We start from the raw sequence: 23,125 nt of genomic DNA on the forward strand, positions 1-23,125 counted from the left end.
TATCAAATAATCTTGACTTTTTTAACGGCTTGCCCGAGATATCCTTTCATCAGCATCCGTTGCGAATTAATAAGCGAGACCAGCATTCCATTCTTTACGCTTTTCTCTAAAGGTTCTGTAAACTTAGACGTAAAATATAAACAGGCATAAGCTATGAACCCATCCTTTACCAAGTCCTTTTCTGGTATTGTTTCAAGATAACTTGAGAAATCATTTAACTCACTACTGAAAACTTCTGAACGTTTCAGAGCCTCATCTTGGTCTAAAGCATTATCTTGGTAGGATAATTGCAAAGTTTGGACAAATGTTTGCCTTAAGTCTTCCAATCTAAATTTAATTAGTCCTCTATTCTTACTGTCAATTAACCAGGCATAAAGCAGAAGGAGTCTTAAAGAATACAAGTTTTTAGTAAACTCCTCGTATTCCCTTTGGGACAATATGGAATCCGGATCGATAGTTAGATAATTTTCATAATTATGCTGAGGTACGCTTAAAACTTCGCTTGCGATCATTCTAATAAAGGCATCTAGTGTGACCCTTTTTTTTAGAAAAAACATATATACACTCCCCAAAATTCACTTTATTCCTATTAACAATTATAGCATAAAAAGGTGCACCATAGAGAGGACAGCCGCATTCATAAATCCGTTTCAACATAACGTGCGATTACGGTGCCCATAACCAAAGCCCATACCGGAGCGCTAATATTAAAGATCGTAATATTCGATACGGCAATGACAAACGTAAATGCCGCACTCAATTTCATTGTTGGCTTGGAGAAACCTACGGATAAACTATTTCCAAACACACCTATTAGGGCGAAGCCTACAAGTATTGAAACAAACGCCGAAGGCAAGGCTTGAATCCAGGGAACCAGCTTCCAGGCAAACAGACCGAATAATAGGATGATAACCCCTGAAACGACCGCTCCCATATAACGTTTCTTCTGCGGACCGGCCTCTTCATCCGAACAAATCGCTGTCATCATTCCTGCTACATTAGCCGATTGTCCTCCAAAGAAACTGGTAATAATCGAAAAAATACCACTTAAAGCTATAATCCGATTTACGGGAGGGCGATAATGGTTTTGTTCTAAAGCCCCAATCCCAACCGCAGCATCATTACTCAAAATAAGCAGAGCAAGGGGGATTGAAACAGAAAGGAAGCTTAGTGGGTTAAAAACCGGATATTGAGGCGTTGGAAAGATAAATGATGATACCAATGCACCACTATTTAACGGTTGTGTTATAAGTAACAATGTAAATCCTGTCATAATAGCCGCAACCATTGGCGGAATCCGCTTATTCCATTTGCTAAAAATAAGGAATGCGACAAGAGATACTCCACCAACCAGTGGTAGTTGGTGGATAGAAGTTGCGAAAGTCACCATGTACTTTGTAATCATTCCCGCTAGCATCACAGAAATGATTTGTTTGGGGACATATTCGAGCAGTTTAGAAAAAACACCCAGACAGCCAATCATTAGCATCAACAGCCCTGCAAAAATATAGGACCCGATAAGCTGATGATATGTAAATTGGGTTGTTACGGTTGCTAGAAATGCAACCCCAGTAATAGAGTGGGCACCAACAATCGGCATACGATAATACAGGGGGATCAGAATACTATAAAGCCCACCGAAGACATAGACAGAGAACATCCAAAGAATAGTCTGGTTCATTGTAAAGTTACCCTTAGATGCGGCTTCTAAAATAATGACTGGTGGACCAGTTATGGCTAAGAGACCAGATGCAATTCCTGCAACAAAATTTTTATAATTCAAATCTCCTAAAGTTCTCATGTATTAATCTCCTATTGTTTTTCCGACAATCATAAGGATTGTTTTAATTTCTCCACTAGGGGAATATCCGCAGGAGCAAACTCATATAAGTCTAATTCATACGAATGAGCCCAGGCGATTTTGCTGTGCACTTTTAGCGTGAAGTTTCCAGAAATCCACTTACACCAAAAAGCCATTAGTTTGATGCTTCCAGTTTGATACGTATAAATACTCTCACCAAAGAAATCCAAAACGTCTATCTCAACGTCTAATTCTTCGTTAATCTCACGTTTTAAGCATTCTTGCAGACTCTCACCAGGTTCAATCTTACCACCCGGGAACTCCCATTTGCCTGCTAATTTATCATTATCTGCCCGTTGAGCAATCAGGACCTGATCGTTCTTCACGATAATTGCTGCTGTTACTTCTCTCATAATAGTCGTCTCAACCTTTCCCAACATCTGACAATTGTCATCTAATTCTTAAGATACTTGACTAGTAACAGATCAATTATACTATCTGACAGTATCAAAAAGCGAAATAAACATCTGCATCCAATACAGCGACGATCCTGCTTTCTAAATAAATTTCAGAGTTAAGTTTGAAACAACTTAACTAACTCAGCGAAAGTCATAGACCTCCATTTGTATTTTTCATCATAAAATATAAAAATCCTGCATCAACTACACAAATCTTTACATTTATTGCATGTATTATAGAGTTTTCCTTAGTGAACTCGTCCAGCTAAAGCTGAACATCGAGTCTTAAGTGAGGGACTCTTTTCCCACCGAAGCAGAGCACGAGGACCGACTCCCACTTGAATAAGAGAGAGTCTAAGGATCGGATAAATTCTCCCATCGAGTGAAACTTTATTCTAGTAAATAAATAGTTGTCGTAGCAACCTTTTAATAGTATATTTATTTTGTCAGTAAAACCATTTAAAATTGCTGCTAATTGTTAAGTTATTTCTGGAATATAATAACCATGAGGAGGGGTCCTGATGTCTAGAGCTAATTCCCTGGCAAATGATCGTATATGGAATAAAACTTTCTTTCTAATTCTATCTGTGTCATTTCTGATGTTTCTGTCGATGTATATGCTGTTGCCGACGCTCCCTTTATATGCTCAAACCCTTGGAGGTAATGAAACAATAGCAGGAACAATCGTTGGAATCTTTACGCTTTCTGCAGTCTTAGTACGCCCATGGTTTGGAAATTTGCTTGACCGGAAGGGTAGAAGAATAATTCTTATCATTGGGGTTAGTATTTTTCTAGTTTCAGTACTTGCCTACAACTTTGCCTTTACTATTCTTAGCTTACTGGCGCTAAGAATAGTTCACGGTATTGGATGGGGTGCATCCACTACCGCCACTGGAACAATGGCATCAGATGTTATACCGGCTTCCAGACGAGCTGAAGGAATGGGTTATTATGGAATTGCTGCCACAATCGCGATGTCTCTCGGGCCAGCTTTAGGACTATACTTAATCAAGTACAGCAATTACTCTGTTTTGTTCACAAGCTCAGCGATTTTGGCCAGCCTCGGATTAGTAGGTTCCTTTTTTATTAATTATGAAATACCACGAATAAAAACTCAGACAGAAAATAAATCACCCGTTGTAAAAGGTGTAATCTTAGAGAAAACCGCCTTGCCACCAGCCTTGGTTTTGTTCTTTATCACCCTTACCTACGGTGGTATAATAACCTTTTTGCCTTTATACGCAGACTCCCGCGGAGTAAAGAACATTGGCATCTTCTTTACTGTCTATGCCTTGGTCTTATTATTTAGCCGCCCACTCATCGGAAAACTGGCAGACCGGTATGGTGTTCGTAAATTTCTGGTTCCCGGAATATTATTGATAGGTATCGCTTTGCTTTTGTTAGTTAAAGCATCTTCCTTGCCAATGTTTCTACTGGTAGCTGTTGTTTACGGCCTTGGCTTTGGAACCGTACAGCCAATTTTAAACGCCTTGGTTATATCCTTATCTCCACCCGAACGCAGAGGCGCCGCGAATGCAACATTTGCTGTAGCAATGGACTTGGGTATTGGGTTAGGTGCTGTCGCTCTCGGATTCTTAGCACAAAAAACGAGCTACGTATACATGTACGGCAGCTCTGCGATTTTTGCACTGTTTGCACTAGTTATGTACTATGCCTTACTCCGCAAAAAATTGCCCTTATAACCAAGAAATAAGAACCTGACCTTATCTATAATCCCCAAGGAAGCAAGATTATAAAATACTATCTTCTCAAGGGGAGTATTTTCACTAGCATAAACTAAATTGCAAGATCCTGTCTCTCAAACACTCTTTTTGCGTAATACCAGAGGACTGCTGAACAGACATTAAGCCCTATAATCGGCCCTGTTGGGTTTGTAGTTCCTTCTAATATAGATTGGGGCTGATACCACCGGAAGAGAGAGAGGTTTCTCAGCCAAGAATATTTATCACTGAGTCCACCTGCGATATCCAGACTGTAAAATAACAGGGTTAACCCCGCTGCATAAGTTACAGCACGTTCTTCTTCAACTAACCACGCTGAGAAGAATAGACTATAGAGTTCAATCAGCGTGAATAATGCAAGCCCTAAGATTCCTAAGAGGATATAATTTCCATGGTTGATTGGAATTCCAAAACGAGAAGTACCGAAAAAGAGTCCCCCGATTGTGACAGCAACTAAAACAGCTCCTGAGCTCACTAACACTCCAGCCTGAGTTGATAGAATCTCACCTCGAGATACTGGTGTAGATAGAAGAAGTGCCAAAGAGCAATCATCGATCATTTTGGCTAACAGGGCATTTGCAGTTTGAATTCCATGAAAGGCCATGAGCATAACCCAGATCCTTGAAAAAAACTGGCCTGAAATAAAGGCTTCAAATGTATCTGTACGTGCATTTTCAGGAACTCCGAACACCGTCTTTACAGCAGATGGAATAGACTCTGCCACCTGTGCTACCGCCGGATTCTTAGCAACTACAGGGTAAACCCATGTCAGAAGTCCCTCGTAGAGAAAAATCCCTGTGGAAATCGCGGCTATTTTCTTGCGGTGTTGTTTAAACATTGCCCGAAACAATGCTCTATTCATAGTCACCCCACCTTAAGTTGTAACTTTAGTCTCTCGTTAAAACCGCGAGAACTACCGATAAAAATCCATAAAGGCCTCTTCTAACTCCAAAGAACGTTGCCTAAAGCTTATTACATGAACCTGAGTCAGAGCCAGCCATAGTTTATCCATTTCACCCGTAACACGGATCATACAGGATTTCTCCTGAATATTGACTAGATTTAGTTGCCTTTGTTTAAGAAACTCTAATTCCTCTTCTTTCTCGACTTCAATTTCAAACGTTTGATGCTCCGCATCTCTAAGCTGAGAGATACTCTGAATGGTTAAAAGTTCTCCCTCACGAATTATTCCAACGTGTTCACATGTGCGATCAATCTCCACAAATTGGTGGGAAGACATAAACAAAGTCTTTCCTCTTTTCTTTTCCCCCAGGATTAAATCAATAAATACTTTTTGCATTAAAGGGTCTAATCCGGAAGTCGGTTCGTCAAAAATAAGAACTTTCTTATCCAACATTAAGGCCGCAATTATCCCTAACTTCTGCTTCATCCCCTTAGACATCTTCCGAATGAGAATTTTTAGATCCAATTCCAGGGCACTTGCTAAATAATCTCGATTCCTCTTTATTTGCCGTTTATTGCCATGCATTCTGGCAATGAGATCTAAGAAGTCAAGGGCTGTTAAGCTCTCCATAAAATGAAGTTCGCCCGGCAGGTAGCTGATGATCTTTTTAACTTCTGCTTTTTCTTTCCAGCAATCAATTTCATTTATAGTTACTCGTCCTGAATCCGGCTTTAAAAATCCCATTAGAAGACGAATGGTCGTTGTCTTCCCTGCCCCATTCGGTCCAAGAAACCCAAACGCTTTTCCAGCATCAACTTGAAAATTAAGATTCCTTACTCCTCGTCCTTCAGAATACAATTTGTTGAGTTCTTTAACCTCAATCATTTCTTCACTCTTCCTTAGTAAAACCTCTTCTTTAAGAACTTGAATTTCAAGATACTGAGTTGATTTTTCACTCCAACGGCTTTCTGGCAAAGAAATAATGAGAGACTTTAAAAGGTAACGGAATCACTTCAATCTGACTAAAACCAGTTCGTTCTAAGAGATCCAACATCTCTTCTTCCAAAGGTAATCCCTCAAAACCCTCATGACAGGCCAGAAAAAAGCTCATTAAATTTTGTGGAATATGGGTCTTGAATATTTGAAAAGCAGGAGCTCCTCCGCGCAGAGCTGTCAAAATCCCGATTTGTCCGCCTGGTCTTAATAGTTGCATCAGCGAATTTAAAAGTTCCCTGCGTTTTTCACCGTCGAAATAGTAGATATTGTTATTAAGCAGACAACAATCATACGTTCCCGGAGTATCTTTGAACTCAAAAACATCCATCGACTCGATTCGAATTCGCCCTTGATAAGATTCCGTTGCAACTCCAGCCCGATTAGCTATGGAGGGATTAATCTCAAGACCCACTCCTCTTAATCTCGGAAATTCTTCGGCCAATCTTTGTAGCAACACTGCTTCCCCGCAGCCTGCATCTAAAACGTTATACCAACGATCCTTTTCACATTTCCCCTTAAGCACCGGCCAGACAAATAGTTCTGAAGATTTAGAGGCTCTGGAGATGAGCTCATTTTCCATTTCACTATCCATCTGTCCCCGAGGAATTTTACTCTTAATTAAATCAGGCAATTGCGCAAAACAAGGCCCCCAATGAAGGGCAAACTCTTTATACATCGCTTCTAGGCCATAGTCACGGTAATCATGAATGGCTCTGCCTGTTTTACTCAGTTGATATCTTCCATTAGTGAAAACTATGAGTTCTTGACTCTTAGCCTGTTCCAGCCAATGATCCAGTAAAAGCGCGTCCCAATTTGGGTTTTCTGCCAGTATATTCTCTTTAGTCTCTTCTTTCAGAAGGCGTTCCCAAAGATTAAGTTCATACCCAGTATGAACAAGCCATAGAAACCCTAAATTTTCCATGAGCGAAACTGTTTTTCCGAGAAGCGCCAACATTCCTATTTGCATGGGTCCACCTCATCTAAAATATTCGTTAGAAAATTCGGCTAGCGCCAGTCCTTCAGGCGCCAGCGCTAGTAAAGTTCTAATATACTTCTAAAAATCGTATTTTGACTGGCAAAGTCACTTTATACTTTATGCCTTAAAGCTTATTCTTGTTTGATCAGTGGTGCGCTTAAGTTGCCTGTTTTGCAACCTATCTATACTTTACTTTATGTTTATTACTAAACAGTAGTGTCTGTCTCTCTAGCCCCTCCGAAAAAACCTCCATATATTTCCAATCAACAACTTCTTCCAAATGAATTTTTGACTAATCGGTTTAACTTGTTCAAGCAAGCTTATAGAAGGGTCTATCTCTTTTAAAGTTTTCTCCAGAGTCAGCAAGGTTTTACCTAAGAGAACAAATTCAGAAGGAATGTGAATTCCATGCCGAAAAATAATATCAAAAAAGTCCTGAATTGATTCCCCCATTTCAACTCTCTTATGAGTAACGTCCATATGTTTATGGCGTAAAGCAACAATATCTGCTTGGAATATTTTTCGGTCCACTGTATCAGCAACTATCCCCATTTGCGAGAGAGTCTTTAAAATCAATGCATCATTTCCTCGAACGAGTCCAGAAACTAATGACAACATTTCATTTCTCATAGAACGGGATAGATGTCCGGAAATCCCGAAATCGATCAAGGCAATTTTATCGTTGGGCAAAATAAGAATATTACCAGGATGAGGATCACCATGGTAACTCCCATCCAGAAAAATTTGATGAAGAAGCGCTTTACTTAATCGATCGCCGATTCGTTGAGTATTATAAGTGGTTTCCCGTGTAACTTTTAGCAATGGAATCCCTGAAATATACTCCATTGTTAAAACTGAAGGATAAGTCAATTCCCAATAAATCTTCGGAATTACTAAATCAGAATTTCCCTTACAAGATTTTGAAATTTTTTCGGCATTTTTCCCTTCATTAAGAAAATTCAATTCCCCTTTGATCGTCTCGGAAAACTCCTCAAATATCAAGCGAATAGGATAGCGTTTTCCCCACTGAGTTCTTTGTTCAATTCGGCTGATAAGGACTTGGAAAATTTCCAAATCTATTTTAACGGTCTCGCGAAGAAATGGTCGCAGTACTTTTACTGCCACCCTTTCCCCATTATGCAATACTGCCCGATGTACTTGACCAATCGACGCCGCTGCAAGCGGAATAGGATCAAATTCTTTAAAGACTGACTCCATACTGGACTCTAAAGAATCCTCGACTACTCTGCATACTATTCCAAAGGAAAGCGGGGGAACACGGTCTTGGAGTTTCTCTAATTCGCGAATTATAGGTTGCGGAAGTAAATCGGACCGAGTACACGCTATTTGTCCAATCTTAATAAAAGCCGCGCCCAGTTCCTCGAAGGCCTTTCTCAGATGAACTCCAACAATTCCTAAGTTTTTCTCCTGCATTGTGTTTAAATTTCCAGGGATAAGCAAATATCCGAATCCATGTCTGACGAGTACGGAAAGGATCTCGTAGTAACGTGCAAAATGTCTCTCCGGTATTCCAAACATACTGAAACTCCCCGTTTCTTTAGGCTACTTATATAGTAATGGAACTATTAGCATAACGTGACAACGATTCCGCGCCCTAGAGTCTTTAACTCAACTTTAATAGTCTAAATGAAAAACTGGAGAACAAATTGATGTTATCAATTTATTCTCCAGCTCTTAATCAGGTTTTGTAATTGCTTCTAAATTCTTGAGAGACTATTGGGATTTTTAACGAGTTATCTTTATAAAACCCCAGTTGGCTAAGGATACCATAATTGACACAAGAAAGGCGACACCAAACCCATGCACTGCAAATCCTGGGAATAGCGCACTGGTAAGCAAGATCATCCAAGTATTAATCACAAGTGTGAAAACTCCTAAGGTTAATAGATTCAGCGGAATAGTCAATATGATCAACAATGGACGAATGATTAAATTGACAAGACCCAGGACCATTCCCGCTCCGATAAAATGGAGCAGGGTTGCCGCTTCTATAGGCAAAAACCGGGCTGCAACAAAAAACACAAGTGCATTGACCAGAAGACGATAGATTTGTAGTTTCAATCTCTTCCCTCCGTTCACCTTAAGCTAATTTTGACCTGAATATCTCCTGACTTAACATCGACGACATCCAGCCCTTTATATTTCCGTAAATCTTTGCTGACGGCATGCGCCACAGAGATAATTCCACTTGGAGAAAATGTTTTAACCCAATTCAAATGTTTTCGATCCTTCTCATCTCGAGGAAGTGGAATATGTTTTAAAGCTATTTCCCCAACCCAAGCTAAGTTGGTAAGAGCCATGAAGACTTCATCTACAACCCAGACAGGTATCGGCAATCTTAATCCCCTATGCTTTTGAGTTTTAACTTGGACTATTAACAGCATGGCTGTTTTAGTCCACATACACTTCCACCTTGATTCTTCCCTCTACTGGATCAGCAACTTCCACGTCTACGATTTTACCATCTAGGCTTTCTTCAATTATACTTGCAAGTCCCTCCACATCTATGTCATGTAAATCAAGGCCCTTCATCTCCAACTCCGCGCGCTTGTCTGCTGGAATAAAACTCATTGCATAAACCACAAGTTTGGAAGCAGAATGTATCAGACTTAAAGGGACATTCACATTCACCTTCAATGTTTTCTCACCAACTACTCGAACCCGCAAGAAGCGTTCTCCTCCCGACAATATGTCTTTTTTGATATGCGAGGCCTCCTTATGGGAATTTCCCTCCTCAATTGCCTTAAGTAAATCCATACCTTCTGCGGCTGTCAGCTTCCCTTCTTGAATCATCTCGAGAATTTTCATCTTTTCACTACTCATATACAACTCTCCTTTCAACGCAATTGGACTTTCAAAACTAACTATAACTCAAGTGTTACTTATTACTTTCCCTCATCTGTCGTGTAGCTTCTTGAGCCGATATTTCTCCCCGCTCAAGAGCCTCTAGTATCTCCTGACGGCGCAAACTTTCCTCAGGGGAGTTCCCTTTTCCATTCTCAGTGTCTTTTTCCTTATCCACTCCGTATCCAAGCGCCTCAATAACACTGTCCAAGCGACTGCGTACCGTCGGATAAGAAATACCCAACTCTTTTTCCACCTCTTTGATATTCCCTCGGCACTTAATAAATGCCTCCATGAAAACTAACTGTTCTGCAGGCAACCGACAAAACTTACACGAACTGAACTCCCCTTCAATTTTAGTAGGACAGTATGTACAAGTAAGCTTACTAATCTTCATTTCATGATTGCACACTGGACACTGATGGGGCATCTGATAAGACAAAGATATCACCTCTGCGTCATGTATTATTGCACTTCTCTGCAATTAAATAATAAATCAATATATTAATTATGTCAATTATTTATTCAATATATTTAATATGTATATTAACATTATTAATATATAGATGATTTGTCCTCTATGCAGTATAATTAACCATACCGTTCGAGTAATCATAATGCAGCTGGCCTCCGGAGAGACTAGCTGCATTACGATGAATCATCAAATATTATGGAGAGATTATGATGCCTCAAATTAAGATCCGTGGAATCGTGATAGACATGATACGGAAACTAAGCACTCGACTAATCGATGAACTGACAATAGTGACACAATCTCCAAGGAACGACTTTACCCTTGAAATGATTCACTCAACCTTTGTCCTAGATGGGGAAGTTGCAACGAGTTATCCTTTTGTCGAGATCGCTTGGTTTGACCGAGGGCAAGAGATTCAAGATCAAGTGGCTCAAACCATCAGCAAATTAATGAATGAAGCTGGTTGCCCCAGCGTCGATATTATGTTCACGATCTTGGAGAAACCCCGCTACTATGAAAATGGAAAGCATTACTGATTTTTAAGGTTAAAGGTATACAATGAACCCTGCATTCGGAACGAGAAAACGAAAAAAGTCGACTTATATGTGATTTGCAAGCCGACTCTAGATTCTTCCAAGGGATTAGCGTTGTAATTTCATTCATTTAATCCAAGCCATCAACAATTGCCTTAAGCTCATCAATTTTATCCATGATCCTCAGTCCGAGCTTTTTGAACCCGGAAACAAACATAATAATATAAGCAACTATACAAAGAAAAAGCACTAGATTTCGGTATCCAGGGTGCTCATCGAAAATATAACCATACTTTACAGCGAAATGACCATTTATGAAACTCGTAACGAGCGCTAATCCTACTAAAAATATGAATGCCGTCACAGCTCCTTTTATGTACTCAATCCACAATCGCCTTTTGGCCAATTTCTTGTCGATTTTATGCTGTTCAAACTTCTCTTGGACTTTCGATAACCCCATTCCAGTCATCTCCTCTTCCTTTGTCACGTTGATTAATCAATAAGGCAAATTCTCACTCTTTTTAATACCAATCCAGAGACACGTATTACCAGTAACATCGCTAAATGTCTAACTTCATTTAGAATGCCTTTCTATTATTATAACACGTTTCTAATTTTGGCAAAATTCTTCTTCTCTTTCCAGTCCTCACAATATTTTCGTAACACAAACCTCTGCAACAGCTTCACCATAAAACGACATAAAAAATATGAGTAGTTTGATAAAATATTATTGCGTCAGATTATTCCTAAAATTTGGCTCATTCAAAATGATTACTACTAATGCTTGGCGTCAGGCAGGCTGGGAACCCTTACAGTGGCAATGATGCGGTAAAGATGCCGTTAGCGGCATGAAGGTCTAGTATAAAAAGAGGCGACCTGGAAAAAAACTGCAGGCCGCGTTGATAAGGAGCGGATTAATTGATTTATGCTTTTGATGGTCATACTCCCAAAATAGGGACGGGAACATATGTAAGCGAAACTGCAATAGTAATCGGAAATGTAAAGATTGGAGACAACTGTTATATTGGGCATGGTGCAATTCTGCGCGGGGATTATGGCCGGATAGAAATTGGCTCAGAGACTGCTGTCGAAGAAGGTGTCATAATCCACATTCGGCCCGAAGGGTTAAGCAAAATTGGAAACAGAGTTACGTTTGGCCATGGAGCGATCATTCATTCTGACGACATAGCTGATTGGGCTGTGATAGGAATGGGGGCAATTGTCAGTCTTGGAGCGAAAGTTGGTGCAAAATCTATTGTAGCAGAGGGTTCAGTCGTAAAACAGAATCAGGTTATCCCTGAAAACGTCGTAGTTGCCGGTAATCCAGCCAAAGTGGTTAGAGAACTAGAAGATAAAGACATAAAAATGTGGACATGGGGAAAACAGGTTTATGTCGATCTAGCTGCAAAATACTTAAAAATTGGAATGCAGAGAATACCGGATTAGTTGGCTCTGAGGGCTCTGAAGGAACGGGCTAAATGACCACTCACCCTGATAGCAAGGCTTGTAGTAATTTCGGCCAATATCTTCCGGACGCAATCTAATACTTGGGAAAATTTCATAACATGTTGTTAATCTTTTGGGATACTTCATCGTCACATATCACAAATAATTTCGCATCTGTTGGAATGGGTTCATTTAGCTTAGTATTTATTGTCATATCACCCTTGTTTGATATTAAGGTGGCCCCTTGCTTAATAAGTGCTAAAAAAGCATCCTCATATGTTTTCCACTCGGGTCTTACAGTTGTTTGATATACATCAGCACCTCTTTGACTACTTAATAATTGCGTAAAAATATCCAAGCTTCCTTCATTAAGTGCTGACCTTACAGCCAATCTTGACACAGCATCGTGGGAGAGAACGAAATCATTAACCTTCACATGTTTGAAGTTTTGAATATGTTTTTCCATCATAATTTCAACAGTTGTATGAACATTCGGAGCTAAACTCTCGATAGTTGAAGCTAAAAGTAACGATTTTCCATCAACAAGAGAAGGCTCATCAATTCTTGCATCGGCAAAAATGATTGCTGAACGAGCATTCTTAATGTCTGCTTGTTCAAGTATATCGAGGGAACTTGGGTCACCACTAATAAAATAGACTTTGGGTTTATCATAAGGATGTTTGTTAATCTCATCAATAATTACTACCTCAATATTCGAGTCTGTGGATAAAATTTCTTCTATGGCATATTGTGCCTTTTTGCTCCAATTAATTACGATAATGTGGTTCTTACCTTGAAACTTCAATTGGCCTGCCTCCCTTCTCCTATGAAAATCTGCAACAGCATCAATAATCTTACCAATTACTAAACTTAACAAACCAATGCCAAATACATAAATAAAGATAGTAAGCACTTTTCCTGAAAATGTACTTGGAGAATAATCACCATAACCAACAGTCGACATCGTTGTTAAAACAAAATACAGAGAATTAAACCAAGTCTCAAATGTCTCAGGCTCAATTAAATAAGCAAAAGTTGATACCATCAGTACAAAAGCAAGAAATCCAAACGCAAGTGCTGTATTCTTCATTTTCAATAATTTTATTGATAAGCGAAGTAAAACGAAGTGCAAAGAGCTTTCCTCCTTTCAGATAAATTGTGATTGCAATTCTGTTGGTGAAATTTCTTATTTTTTATTACAATCTAAGAAAGACCGAAAGATTGATAAGCCTCAATCTTATTAAATCTGCATCTCTTTGTACTGTGGATATTTCTCAACCCAAAAAACTAGGACTATAACTTCTACACAAGTTATTATTTCTCCTTTAATTCAGCGCTAACTGCCAGTGTTTAATATAATAACCACCCATTTACTGAAACAGGTACAGAAAAGAGGGGATCGGTGTGATGTTTTAAAACGCCACGACTGTCCCCTCTTTTCTGTACACGCCCCTGTATGACCATCTCAAAACTATTAAGAATTTAGCCTGAACTAGGCACGCCATAATCTTAAGGTAAGACAACGCAAACTTCCACCTCCAGCTAATAGAGCTTGGGGGTGAAATTCAATGATTTGGACTCCACACTGTTGCAATCTTTTTTTAGTCTGATTACTTAATGCTATATCATAATGAATAATGACTTTTGGTTCTAGTGGAACAAAACTGCAACCCCAATTTTGTTGCTCGACATCAGTTATTTCTATAAGCTCGATATTCTTCTTACCTAAATATTTCTGAAAATCAATTTCTACACGCTTTTGTTTGCGAATCAGGTACGTTTGTAGAATAGCCGGAGGAAAAAACATTGCTAAATCCTCACTAATTCGATTAAAAATCATATCAGCATGCATGAATCTTCGTACCTGGGGTGCCTTAATATAAATCACTTCTTCGAAGATTTCCAAAGCTTTAGCAAAGAATCCTTCTATAGTACTAGCTTTAAGTCGTTCAGTATCCACAATGATCAATGTTAGAGGAGACAAAGTCAAGCAACCTTCAAACTCTTCCTCATTTTCAAATTCATGGAAAATCGGGATATTAAGATTAGTTAAGACTTCCTTTACTACACTTTCCTCGCCGGCTCTGGTACCTGGACACATTTTCGATAATATAGCCCCTTTGCTCGTAACCACTGCAATATCATTGAGATAAGCTAAATTCGGAAGTTTTGGCAATAAATCTTTTGTTTCTCGGACAAAGTTCCTAACTTCTAGCACCTCTACATCGTGCACTTTTAACAATTGAGTATATTGTTCGTGCTCCTTCAAATACTGATCTACCTGCGGAACATTATTGAACAAATGATACTTATAATTCGATTGGGTAATTGAAGATAGTGACTCGACAGGGTTATGCAGTAAAACTTTCTTTAAGCGTGCCAATTTTTCATTTCCAAACCCTGGATTTATTTTCATCATACTTTAACACCTATCCTAAGCTTTCTGTTGTAAGGGTTCAGAATTACTTTTTTAACCCTATTATTAACCTTTTGGATCTGACATGTTATGCTTGATAGTTTCTCTGAAATGTCTATATAATAGTTATAATAGTCGATAATTTCACTCAGAACTAAACCTCCTTTAACGAAGCTTTCTATTATACATCATAAGGTTATACAGTAGAACGTTTATCATACATACAATTTTAACCAACAAAGTCTCAACTTTTAAATTCTAGGGAATCAATAGTAATAAATAATCGTCTATCGATTTTAGAGAGGTGTAGAATTTGAATAACCTTGTAATCCAAAGATTATCACTGGCCCTTGAACGGCGTGAGGATGTCGCTCTCGTTATGATTACTAAAACAAAAGGTTCCTGCCCACGGGGAGTTGGCAGTATGATGCTGGTCAATGGTGATGGACACTTACTCGGAGGCACAATTGGTGGCGGAGTATCAGAATCCAAGGCAGCAATTGAAGCTGCCAAGTGCCTTCAACAAGGAGTCTCAAAAACAATACGTTATGAGCTTGAGATTAATTCCAGTGACCCCCAGCAGCTAGCAATGGTTTGCGGCGGTGAAATTGAAGTATTCATTCGAGCTTTTAAACAAGCCAACCACTTGCTGATTGCCGGGGCTGGCCATATTGCTCGCGCACTTTATCAATTGGCTAAGGTTTTAGGATATTTTATTACGATCATAGACGACAGACCCGAGCTGCTTACTAGAGAACGGTTTCCAGATGCCGATGAGTTAATATCTGGAGATATAGTCACTGAGCTCAAGCGCTACTCAACAAATGAACAAACTTCAATGGTGATTTGTACCTATAAACATGCGTTAGACGAAGCAGCTCTGGCTGCGACCATCTCTAAACCAAGCCGTTATCTTGGAATGGTCGGCAGCCGCAAAAAGGTTGCCCACTGTTTCCAACATCTTGAAGCGCAAGGAGTGACGCTGGAGGCCTTGAGCAAGATTCATACCCCTATAGGGCTTAATCTTGGAGGAGAAACGCCTGAAGAAATTGCCCTTGCTATCTTAGCTGAGATCCAGGCTATAAAATATGCTCGTAACCCAGATCTCCTTCGTACTTAACCAAAACAATAATTTGGGATGCAAGAAAAAAAAACCCCTTTTATCCGTCTAAACAGACGGATAAAAGGGGTTTTACACTGTTACTCAATTATTAGCCCATTGTGCCCGGACTTAGAACGCCATCCAATTATTCTCGTATCTTGTAGTTATTATTTTCCATATCCATAATGGAATAGCTATAGTTTTTTTTATTTCTCTCATCAATTGTAATTAGATCAATTGCGAATTCTTTAGCTTCTTTCAAGGTCTCAAATTCATATTCTCCAATGTGATCTTTGGCAATTTCATCATGTACTACTAAAACAAAAGTCATTTTAATCCCTCTTTCTTCAGTTCTCTATCGAGTCAGAGGCTTGTTATCTCTTGTTTGTTACTACATTATTAATACCATACGATTGATGCTTTTACAATTAGTCTGGAAAATATTCCCCTTTACATGTTAGGTTATACTTTACTTCTTATAATTGCTCAAATCTAGATAAGCCTGGAATTTTGTTTTTTCTCTCGAACGGACGGATAAAGATGTTTTGATGCAAGTATAGCTCAAGAATGCAGACTAAAGCACTCTTTCGCTTTCACCATAGCCACTATGACTTCGTTTACAGGAACCTCGACCCCTGCTTCATGAGCAAGTTTTACGACTGCGCCATTCAGGGCCTCAATTTCAGTTCGGCGACCGCTCTGAATATCTTGAAGCATCGAGGAATGGTGAGCATAGGTTGGAGGTATTAAGTAGTCATAAAAATTTGTTAGATAAGTTTGAGCATCAGGCCAAAACATCGCAATCTTTCTTGCTTGAAGCAAATCAAAAATCTCTTTAATGATCTTATTCATGAGTTCCTGAGTAACAGGTTCTTCAGCTAACTCTCCATAACTCACCTCAAAAATTGCTCCTAAGGAATTTAGTGCTGAATTATAGATGATCTTTCCCCAAATATAGTTCATGATTTCTAAAGATGCTTTTGTAGGAATGAGTGCTTTGCAAAAAATTTCGGCAAACTCCTCAAGCAACGCGGGGTTAATGAGATTTTTGGGAGAACCAATCATCACATCATCGGCAATAACAGTCACCTTAGACTCTCCAAGTGCTAAGGTCTCTGCCCCAAAAATAACTCGGCCTAAAACAAGCTTGTCCTCCGCAATAGATTTGGCGGCTGTCTCAAAATTTCCATATCCATTCTGGAAGAGAAATACGTAGGTGTTATCTCCTACTAGCGGAACAATTTCTTGAGCTATCTCTTCTGTAACAAATGATTTTACGGTGACAATTATAATATCAAACTTCTGGTGCTTAAGTTCCGAGACTTTAGATGCTGCGTTAAAGAGCTTCGCCTTGTGCTCTCCCCAGATTCCAGAAACTTTCACTCCATCTGACTTGATCTTTTCAATACTTGCTGGTCTGCTTAGCCCCGTCACCTCGTGGCCCGCTAAACTCAAAAGGCAAGAATACACAGTTCCCAAGGCCCCTAAACCGATAACTAAAACTTTCATTTCTTTTCTCCAATCTTACATTGTTTAACAGGATAATTAATGTCGCGGAGCCCATAACATGACAGAGACTCCTGCTATACATATGGCAGCACCTAACCAATCATAGCTGTCGGGAATTTTTTTATCAACGCCCCATCCCCATAAAACGGCTAAGATAATAAATACCCCTCCATAGGCTGCATAAACTCTCCCAAAGCTCGGGAACTTTTGTAAAGTGGGGATGATACCGTAAAGAACGAGGATGAGTCCCCCCACTATTCCATACCAAAGGGGCCGAGCTTCTCTCAGCCAAAGCCATACTAGATAGCCTCCTCCGATTTCGGCTAAACCAGCTAGAATAAACAAAAAAATAGCCTGAAGCATAAATCAAATATCCCCCCTTTTGCACAGACACATATATAAACTAAAGTTCTTTGCTATAATGACTGCTTCTGCTTCCGAAACATGTTTCTTATTATTATAGCTTTATTTATTAGTAATCAACAACACTATTCACTCATATACATTCGGCACAGTGCACAATTTTAATTAATTTTTCGAATAAGAGTCCTCAACTTCCTATTTAAGAAGATTTTATTTATAATAAAAAGAAAATAGTTCATACCTAAGATTTCTTTCAAATAATAGCAGCATCAAAAAAGGAGAATTTATGCCGCAAACTGCAGTATTGGAACTTACTAACTTGAGAAAAACAATTAAAGGAAAGGAAATCGTTAAAGGGGTAAACCTAACTCTTTATCCCTCCCAAATTTATGGTTTCCTAGGTCCTAATGGTGCGGGAAAAACGACAACAATTCGCATGATTGTCGGATTGATAAAACCGACGGAAGGATCAGTAAGAATCTGCGGCTATTCCGTAGCCCATGATTTTGTGAAAGCCCTATCGAATGTCGGCTGCATCATCGAGAGCCCTGACATGTACAAATACTTAACTGGCATGGAAAACTTGCTGCAATTTGCGGCCATGAATAAAACGATCAGTCAACAACGAATTAAAGACGTCGTCGAAATGGTAGGCCTCCAGCATCGAGTCAATGATAAAGTAAGTACCTATTCCTTGGGTATGCGACAACGTCTAGGGATCGCCCAGGCCATCATAGGTAAGCCTAAGCTTCTGATTCTCGATGAACCTACCAATGGACTCGACCCCGCAGGAATCACTGAGTTCAGAAATTTGATCCGCAAACTGGCCTATGAGGAAGGTATGACAGTCTTTGTATCAAGTCACTTACTGTTAGAAATCCAACAAATGTGTGATATCGTCTCTATTATTAAGCAAGGAAGTGTCATCAAAACAGCTACCATTCAGGAAATCATTCAACATGACGATAAGATCGAATGGCAGATAAATGATCCTGAGAAAGCAATCGCGATTCTTAGGGACCATTGGCAGATCGAAGCGACTCAGTTAAAAACGAATACCATCAGCGCTAAAATTGGTCGGCATCCCCTTGAAAAACTTAATGGATTTTTCATTAGGGAAGGTCTGGAACTCACCTATTGCACAGCAAAACAAAATACCCTTGAAGATCTATTTTTAGGCCTTACGGAGGGGGATCAAATTGTTTAATCTAATTGAAAATGAAGTCCTAAAAATGATTTCTAAGAAACGACTCATGTTTGTCATGGCAATTCTTGTCGTCCTGATCTCGATCTTTGCCTATGGGCAAAATCATACTGCAGAAAGAACAAAGGCCCAACTCTCTCAACGGATGGGAATTAGCGCAACAGATGACTGGCGCAAGCTGGCTGACCAGCAGTTAATCGATATGAAGAACAGGCTTGACAGCCCTTACAGGGATGAGAAAGATAAATCTTCACTCCGAGTAAGAATTGAACAACTGCAGTATAACCTTGACAATAACATTAACCCGCTGGAGCAATCTGCTGCAAAATTTACAACCAAATTCATGGAACAATCGATTTTCTTGTTCTTACCTCTTCTGATTATTATGTTGGCAGCAGATATGGTGTCTGGGGAATCCTCCAGCGGAACGATAAAACTTCTCCTCGTCAGGAACGTTCCCAGGTGGAAGATTCTGCTCAGCAAATATTTAACCTTGATGATCTTGGAGATTGTAGTTCTTTTTTTGCTTTTGTGTTATCCGTGATTATTTCAGGCCTCTTCTTTGGTCTCGGAGGTTGGCTAGCCCCGGTGGCCACAGGTTTTAAACTTGTAGCAGGAAAATTAGATACCTCCGCTGTACTTAATGTCCCACAGTGGAGATATACTCTTATGGTTTATTCCTTAGCGTATTTTGTATCCGTGGTGGTAGGCAGTATCTCATTTATGATCTCAATCTTAGTTAAAAGTACGGCTGCTTCGATTGGCATTATTATGTCAACCCTTGTAGCGGGTAATTTCATCAGTTACTTTCTCTCAGATTGGAAGATTACACGCTACATGTTCATGGTCAATTTACGGCTCACGGATTATTTATCGGGATCGTTCCAACCCATCGAAGGGATGACGATGCTTTTCTCAATCACCGTCCTGCTGGGATGGACTATCGCTTCGATCCTCGTCAGCTTTGTCTACTTTACTAAACAAGATATTCTGGTCTAAGGAGAAATTAAGGTGTTTAAAAAAAGCATGTGGTACTCTATTCTTGTGATCGCCTGCGCAGGTTTCATAGTTTTAGCCAGCGGCTTCTATCAGGCAATCATCGTCACAACTATGGTCAGCCCTCAGCCATCTTCGGAAGCCCCAAGAACTCAAACACCAGAGGGTTCAACGCTCTCGTCCAAGAATCCCAACTCCGTTCAATTGCTGATCCTGGGTGACTCTGTTGCTAAAGGGACGGGAGATGAAAATAGTAAAGGGTTTTCTGGTTATCTGCCGGAGTATTTCAAAAACAACACTTCCAAAGAAATCATCGTGGATAACGCAGGAATTGACGGATTAGAAAGCATAGGTCTTCTTGAGCAACTCCAAAGCCAGCGACTTGATAAACTGATCGCAGATTCGGATATTATCTTAGTCTCCATCGGCGGAAATGATATCCGAAGCATCCTATCCCTGAACACTCTTGCTAAAGAAGATGAATTCAAAGTGAGACTAGACAACTACCAGAGCAGCTTAAAGTTAACGTTTAAAGAACTAAGAAACACCAACCCAAATTCCATTATAATTTTTCTTGGTCTTTACAATCCTTATGAAAAAGCAACCAGTCTTGAAGATGCCAGACTTTTAACTACCTGGAACTATAATACCCAACAACTCGTTGATGAAGATGGAAAAGCAATCTTCATTCCAACCCATGACTTGCTGAAATTTAATGTAGGGAAATATATCGCTCAGGATGGTCTTCATCCAAATTCCGCAGGATATCAAGCGCTCTCCAATAGAATTAGTAAAGCGGTAGAAACGATACTCACCGGATTATAGTTTCAAACCAAAGGGAGGTGACAGACTTGAAAAACAAGTTTGTTACCTCCCTGACTTATGGTCGCTAAGTTCCTTGAAATGTCTGTTTCACACTATAATATGAGGGAAAACATTTCATACCACTTGCCCATCTCCAGCTCTCTTCATAACTGCACTTTGTATTTTCGGGAATTTCACGCACCCATGCATCTGGGATATGATTTTTTATGTGCATAAATCCTTTGAGTACAGTACAGAGTAGCATAAAGTGAATAAATAATGAATACGCAAGCAACCTTGTCTGGTTGAAACTAAGATCTGGAAGGAATGATAACTATTCAGAACGATAGTGACCCCAATTCGGAGATGGAACACACATACGAGCAACTAAGTCCTTTTGAACTCAAAGACAAATTAATTAACCTTGCTAATAAACACGGAGATACAAGCATCTGGTCAATGTTAAATGCAGGGAGAGGCAACCCAAACTGGATTGCAGCAACCCCGCGAGAAGCGTTCTTTACATTGGGTCAATTTGCAATAGAGGAAACCCGCTGCGTATGGAAAGATATCGACCTAGCTGGCATGCCAAATAACAAAGGCATTGCAACTCGTCTTATAGACTACCTAGAAAAACATCACAACGCTCCCGGAGTCGATTTGCTCAAGAGAAGCATTGATTATGGAACAATAAGTCTGGGGTTTGACCCTGATGGTTGGGTTCATGAACTAGTGGATGGGATCATCGGCGATAACTATCCGGTTCCAGATCGTATGCTGGCACACCTTGAACAAATTATTCACGCTTATCTCATTCAGGAAATGTGTAATAACGAATCACCACCTGGAAAATACGACCTCTTCGCGGTTGAAGGCGGGACCGCTGCCATGTGTTATATTTTTGACTCTCTGCTTGCCAATAAGTTACTGTCAATTGGAGATAAGATTGCACTCATGGTACCTACCTTTACCCCATATCTAGAGATTCCGCATTTAGCGCGCTACAATTTTGAAATTATACGAATTAATGCTCTGGAAATGGACGAGAGAGGGGTTCACACTTGGCAATATACAAAATCAGAGCTCGATAAACTTGCTAATCCAGGTATAAAAGCCTTATATGTTGTTAACCCAAGCAATCCCCCCTCAGTGGCAATCCGAAACGATTCGAAAAAGCATATCATAGAGATGGTTAAAAACCACAATCCAAACTTAATGATTATCACAGATGATGTTTACGGAACATTTGTCGATAATTTCCGTTCACTGATGGCAGAATTACCGTTTAATACCCTTGGGGTTTACTCATTCTCGAAGTATTTTGGGGCTACAGGTTGGCGCCTTGGAGTCATCGCTATTCATAAGGACAATATCTTTGATCAATTGTTAAAGGATCTCCCGCACAATAAAGCAACTGCATTAGCGGAACGTTATGGAACTATCACATTACATCCTGAAAAACTTCGTTTTATTGATCGTATGGTTGCAGACAGTCGACAAGTCGCCCTAAACCATACAGCAGGTTTATCCACGCCCCAGCAAGTGCAAATGGGTCTATTTGCTCTTTTTGCGTTGCTTGACTATGAAAATCGTTACAAAGAGTTGACCCAGGAAATTTGTCGCCATCGCCAAAAATTATTATACGAGGGCTTTGGGCTTGAATTGAGCACTGATAGATTCAACGCTGCCTATTACAGTCAAATTGATTTATTGGTGTGGGCTAAAATTAAGTACGGTAAGGAATTCTGTGACTATTTAGAAGAAAACTATGAGCCCACTGACTTCCTTTTCCGTTTGGCTAAGGAATCTTCAATTGTTTTGCTTAACGGCATCGGGTTTGGCGGTCCAAAGTGGTCCATTCGTATATCTCTTGCCAATTTGAATAACGAGGCTTATAGCATAATCGGTGAAACTGTCCAAAAAACATTTGAAGACTATGCAACTTCTTGGAGAGCTTCCAAGGACTCAAAGAAGCCAAAAACTTAGGTCCGAATCACAATCGCTCAACATCTTGCTCAGAAAAGTTTTAAACTTTTTAAACGTTTCAGAAGAGGGCGAATTGCTTGGACTACCCGCTCGATAGCTTGATTTTCTTTGCGAAACGTATGGACCGGGTGTCCCCCTTGTTCTTGAGACTTAGGTTAGAGGTGGAAGTCTTAAAGTTGGATAAATTCAGATTGACGACAGAGCCTGTTGCACGTTATCCTAGCCTTATTAGCAAATAACTGTACTGGAAAGGAGTTCAAAATCAATGTTTGCTTCTGTAAATTCAGATTGTATCGGCTGCGGTGCCTGTGAAGCTGTTTGTCCTCAAGTATTTAGAATGAATAGCTACGAGATTGCCGAAGCCTATACAAATCCTGTTCCTCACGATGCTGAAGAATCGACTAAAGCAGCCTTAAAAAGTTGCCCAACAACAGCTATAATTTTAGAATAATCTATGATTCTCCACCTCTTCACCCTGAGTTCAGTCAGGGTTTTTTCTTTTGCTTGAATTTGAGCAATATAGAGTATTAGAAAAAGAGGTTTTTAAAG

The 23,125-nt window shown here is 39.7% G+C and carries 27 protein-coding genes; 10 read left to right on the forward strand and 17 right to left on the reverse strand.

All coding sequences use genetic code 11. The features are described from left to right. Nucleotides 1–2: 2 nt before the first annotated feature. From BUB11_RS16720 to BUB11_RS16730, 3 genes are all read right to left on the reverse strand, one after another. Nucleotides 3–557: a hypothetical protein gene (locus BUB11_RS16720; protein WP_073030904.1), complete on the reverse strand. Its 555-nt coding sequence runs from the start codon at nt 555–557 to the stop codon at nt 3–5. A gap of 80 nt (nt 558–637) precedes the next feature. After that, entirely contained in the window at nt 638–1,801 is a 1,164-nt protein-coding gene (locus tag BUB11_RS16725) for a benzoate/H(+) symporter BenE family transporter (protein ID WP_073030905.1), read from the reverse strand. A gap of 29 nt (nt 1,802–1,830) precedes the next feature. Further along, nucleotides 1,831–2,214, reverse strand: coding sequence for a (deoxy)nucleoside triphosphate pyrophosphohydrolase (locus BUB11_RS16730; RefSeq protein WP_073031005.1), 384 nt, complete (start codon nt 2,212–2,214; stop codon nt 1,831–1,833). Between the two features lie 566 nt (nt 2,215–2,780). Between BUB11_RS16730 and BUB11_RS16735 the strand changes: the two genes are divergently transcribed. Continuing rightward, nucleotides 2,781–3,962: an MFS transporter gene (locus BUB11_RS16735; RefSeq protein WP_073030906.1), complete on the forward strand. Its 1,182-nt coding sequence runs from the start codon at nt 2,781–2,783 to the stop codon at nt 3,960–3,962. A gap of 94 nt (nt 3,963–4,056) precedes the next feature. Here BUB11_RS16735 and BUB11_RS16740 read toward each other — a convergent pair whose 3' ends face one another. The 8 genes from BUB11_RS16740 to BUB11_RS16775 form a co-directional block, all read right to left on the reverse strand. Further along, entirely contained in the window at nt 4,057–4,863 is an 807-nt protein-coding gene (locus tag BUB11_RS16740; protein WP_073030907.1) for an ABC transporter permease subunit, read from the reverse strand. A 51-nt stretch (nt 4,864–4,914) separates the two neighbouring features. Then, a complete protein-coding gene (locus tag BUB11_RS16745) occupies nt 4,915–5,880 on the reverse strand; it encodes an ABC transporter ATP-binding protein (RefSeq protein ID WP_345788586.1) in 966 nt (321 codons plus the stop codon). Beyond that, complete coding sequence (locus BUB11_RS16750; RefSeq protein WP_073030909.1) at nt 5,858–6,868, reverse strand: class I SAM-dependent methyltransferase; 1,011 nt, start codon at nt 6,866–6,868, stop codon at nt 5,858–5,860. Before BUB11_RS16750 ends, BUB11_RS16745 begins: the two co-directional genes overlap by 23 nt. Before the next feature lie 237 nt (nt 6,869–7,105). After that, a complete protein-coding gene (locus tag BUB11_RS16755; protein ID WP_073030910.1) occupies nt 7,106–8,416 on the reverse strand; it encodes an ABC1 kinase family protein in 1,311 nt (436 codons plus the stop codon). A 207-nt stretch (nt 8,417–8,623) separates the two neighbouring features. Further along, complete coding sequence (locus BUB11_RS16760; RefSeq protein WP_073030911.1) at nt 8,624–8,959, reverse strand: phage holin family protein; 336 nt, start codon at nt 8,957–8,959, stop codon at nt 8,624–8,626. A gap of 14 nt (nt 8,960–8,973) precedes the next feature. Further along, nucleotides 8,974–9,300 (reverse strand): hypothetical protein, encoded by a 327-nt coding sequence (locus tag BUB11_RS16765; protein WP_073030912.1) that lies wholly within the window; start codon nt 9,298–9,300, stop codon nt 8,974–8,976. Further along, the gene (locus BUB11_RS16770) at nt 9,290–9,721 is read right to left on the reverse strand and encodes an SHOCT-like domain-containing protein (protein ID WP_073030913.1); all 432 of its coding nucleotides are present in this window, start codon (nt 9,719–9,721) and stop codon (nt 9,290–9,292) included. Before BUB11_RS16770 ends, BUB11_RS16765 begins: the two co-directional genes overlap by 11 nt. A 55-nt stretch (nt 9,722–9,776) precedes the next feature. Beyond that, entirely contained in the window at nt 9,777–10,184 is a 408-nt protein-coding gene (locus BUB11_RS16775) for a DUF2089 domain-containing protein (RefSeq protein WP_073030914.1), read from the reverse strand. 242 nt (nt 10,185–10,426) lie between these two features. Between BUB11_RS16775 and BUB11_RS16780 the strand changes: the two genes are divergently transcribed. Beyond that, on the forward strand, nt 10,427–10,753 hold the full coding sequence (locus BUB11_RS16780; protein WP_073030915.1) for a DUF1904 domain-containing protein: 327 nt from the start codon (nt 10,427–10,429) through the stop codon (nt 10,751–10,753). Nucleotides 10,754–10,880: 127 nt separating this feature from the next. Here the strand turns inward: BUB11_RS16780 and BUB11_RS16785 are convergent, their stop codons facing one another. Then, entirely contained in the window at nt 10,881–11,210 is a 330-nt protein-coding gene (locus BUB11_RS16785) for a hypothetical protein (RefSeq protein ID WP_073030916.1), read from the reverse strand. 458 nt (nt 11,211–11,668) lie between these two features. On the opposite strand from BUB11_RS16785, the gene BUB11_RS16790 reads away from it, so the two are divergent. Next, on the forward strand, nt 11,669–12,196 hold the full coding sequence (locus BUB11_RS16790) for a gamma carbonic anhydrase family protein (protein WP_073030917.1): 528 nt from the start codon (nt 11,669–11,671) through the stop codon (nt 12,194–12,196). Between the two features lie 112 nt (nt 12,197–12,308). Here BUB11_RS16790 and BUB11_RS16795 read toward each other — a convergent pair whose 3' ends face one another. Both BUB11_RS16795 and BUB11_RS16800 read right to left on the reverse strand, forming a co-directional pair. Then, nucleotides 12,309–13,328 (reverse strand): potassium channel family protein, encoded by a 1,020-nt coding sequence (locus BUB11_RS16795; protein ID WP_073030918.1) that lies wholly within the window; start codon nt 13,326–13,328, stop codon nt 12,309–12,311. A gap of 360 nt (nt 13,329–13,688) precedes the next feature. Continuing rightward, nucleotides 13,689–14,612, reverse strand: a complete 924-nt coding sequence (locus BUB11_RS16800) for an arginine deiminase family protein (RefSeq protein WP_073031006.1) — start codon at nt 14,610–14,612, stop codon at nt 13,689–13,691. A gap of 313 nt (nt 14,613–14,925) precedes the next feature. On the opposite strand from BUB11_RS16800, the gene BUB11_RS16805 reads away from it, so the two are divergent. Then, complete coding sequence (locus BUB11_RS16805) at nt 14,926–15,732, forward strand: XdhC family protein (RefSeq protein WP_073030919.1); 807 nt, start codon at nt 14,926–14,928, stop codon at nt 15,730–15,732. Nucleotides 15,733–15,859: 127 nt separating this feature from the next. Here the strand turns inward: BUB11_RS16805 and BUB11_RS16810 are convergent, their stop codons facing one another. The 3 genes from BUB11_RS16810 to BUB11_RS16820 form a co-directional block, all read right to left on the reverse strand. Then, nucleotides 15,860–16,045, reverse strand: a complete 186-nt coding sequence (locus tag BUB11_RS16810) for a hypothetical protein (RefSeq protein ID WP_073030920.1) — start codon at nt 16,043–16,045, stop codon at nt 15,860–15,862. Between the two features lie 230 nt (nt 16,046–16,275). After that, entirely contained in the window at nt 16,276–17,223 is a 948-nt protein-coding gene (locus tag BUB11_RS16815) for a ketopantoate reductase family protein (RefSeq protein WP_073030921.1), read from the reverse strand. Between the two features lie 36 nt (nt 17,224–17,259). Further along, the gene (locus BUB11_RS16820) at nt 17,260–17,586 is read right to left on the reverse strand and encodes a YnfA family protein (RefSeq protein ID WP_073030922.1); all 327 of its coding nucleotides are present in this window, start codon (nt 17,584–17,586) and stop codon (nt 17,260–17,262) included. A gap of 286 nt (nt 17,587–17,872) precedes the next feature. On the opposite strand from BUB11_RS16820, the gene BUB11_RS16825 reads away from it, so the two are divergent. From BUB11_RS16825 to BUB11_RS16845, 6 genes are all read left to right on the forward strand, one after another. Then, nucleotides 17,873–18,793: an ABC transporter ATP-binding protein gene (locus BUB11_RS16825; RefSeq protein ID WP_073030923.1), complete on the forward strand. Its 921-nt coding sequence runs from the start codon at nt 17,873–17,875 to the stop codon at nt 18,791–18,793. Continuing rightward, nucleotides 18,786–19,334: an ABC transporter permease gene (locus tag BUB11_RS28330; protein ID WP_242947581.1), complete on the forward strand. Its 549-nt coding sequence runs from the start codon at nt 18,786–18,788 to the stop codon at nt 19,332–19,334. Before BUB11_RS16825 ends, BUB11_RS28330 begins: the two co-directional genes overlap by 8 nt. Beyond that, complete coding sequence (locus tag BUB11_RS28335; RefSeq protein WP_242947582.1) at nt 19,322–19,789, forward strand: hypothetical protein; 468 nt, start codon at nt 19,322–19,324, stop codon at nt 19,787–19,789. The genes BUB11_RS28330 and BUB11_RS28335 overlap by 13 nt, the downstream gene beginning before the upstream one ends. 12 nt (nt 19,790–19,801) lie before the next feature. After that, complete coding sequence (locus tag BUB11_RS16835) at nt 19,802–20,611, forward strand: GDSL-type esterase/lipase family protein (protein WP_084110348.1); 810 nt, start codon at nt 19,802–19,804, stop codon at nt 20,609–20,611. 306 nt (nt 20,612–20,917) lie between these two features. Next, a complete protein-coding gene (gene aspD / locus BUB11_RS16840) occupies nt 20,918–22,576 on the forward strand; it encodes an aspartate 4-decarboxylase (protein WP_073030924.1) in 1,659 nt (552 codons plus the stop codon). Between the two features lie 265 nt (nt 22,577–22,841). Further along, nucleotides 22,842–23,027 carry a ferredoxin gene (locus BUB11_RS16845; protein WP_073030925.1) on the forward strand — a complete coding sequence of 62 codons (186 nt, stop codon included), beginning with the start codon at nt 22,842–22,844 and terminating at the stop codon, nt 23,025–23,027. Nucleotides 23,028–23,125: the final 98 nt, after the last annotated feature.

It is taken from the genome of Desulfosporosinus lacus DSM 15449, from assembly GCF_900129935.1.
Taxonomy (GTDB): domain Bacteria; phylum Bacillota; class Desulfitobacteriia; order Desulfitobacteriales; family Desulfitobacteriaceae; genus Desulfosporosinus; species Desulfosporosinus lacus.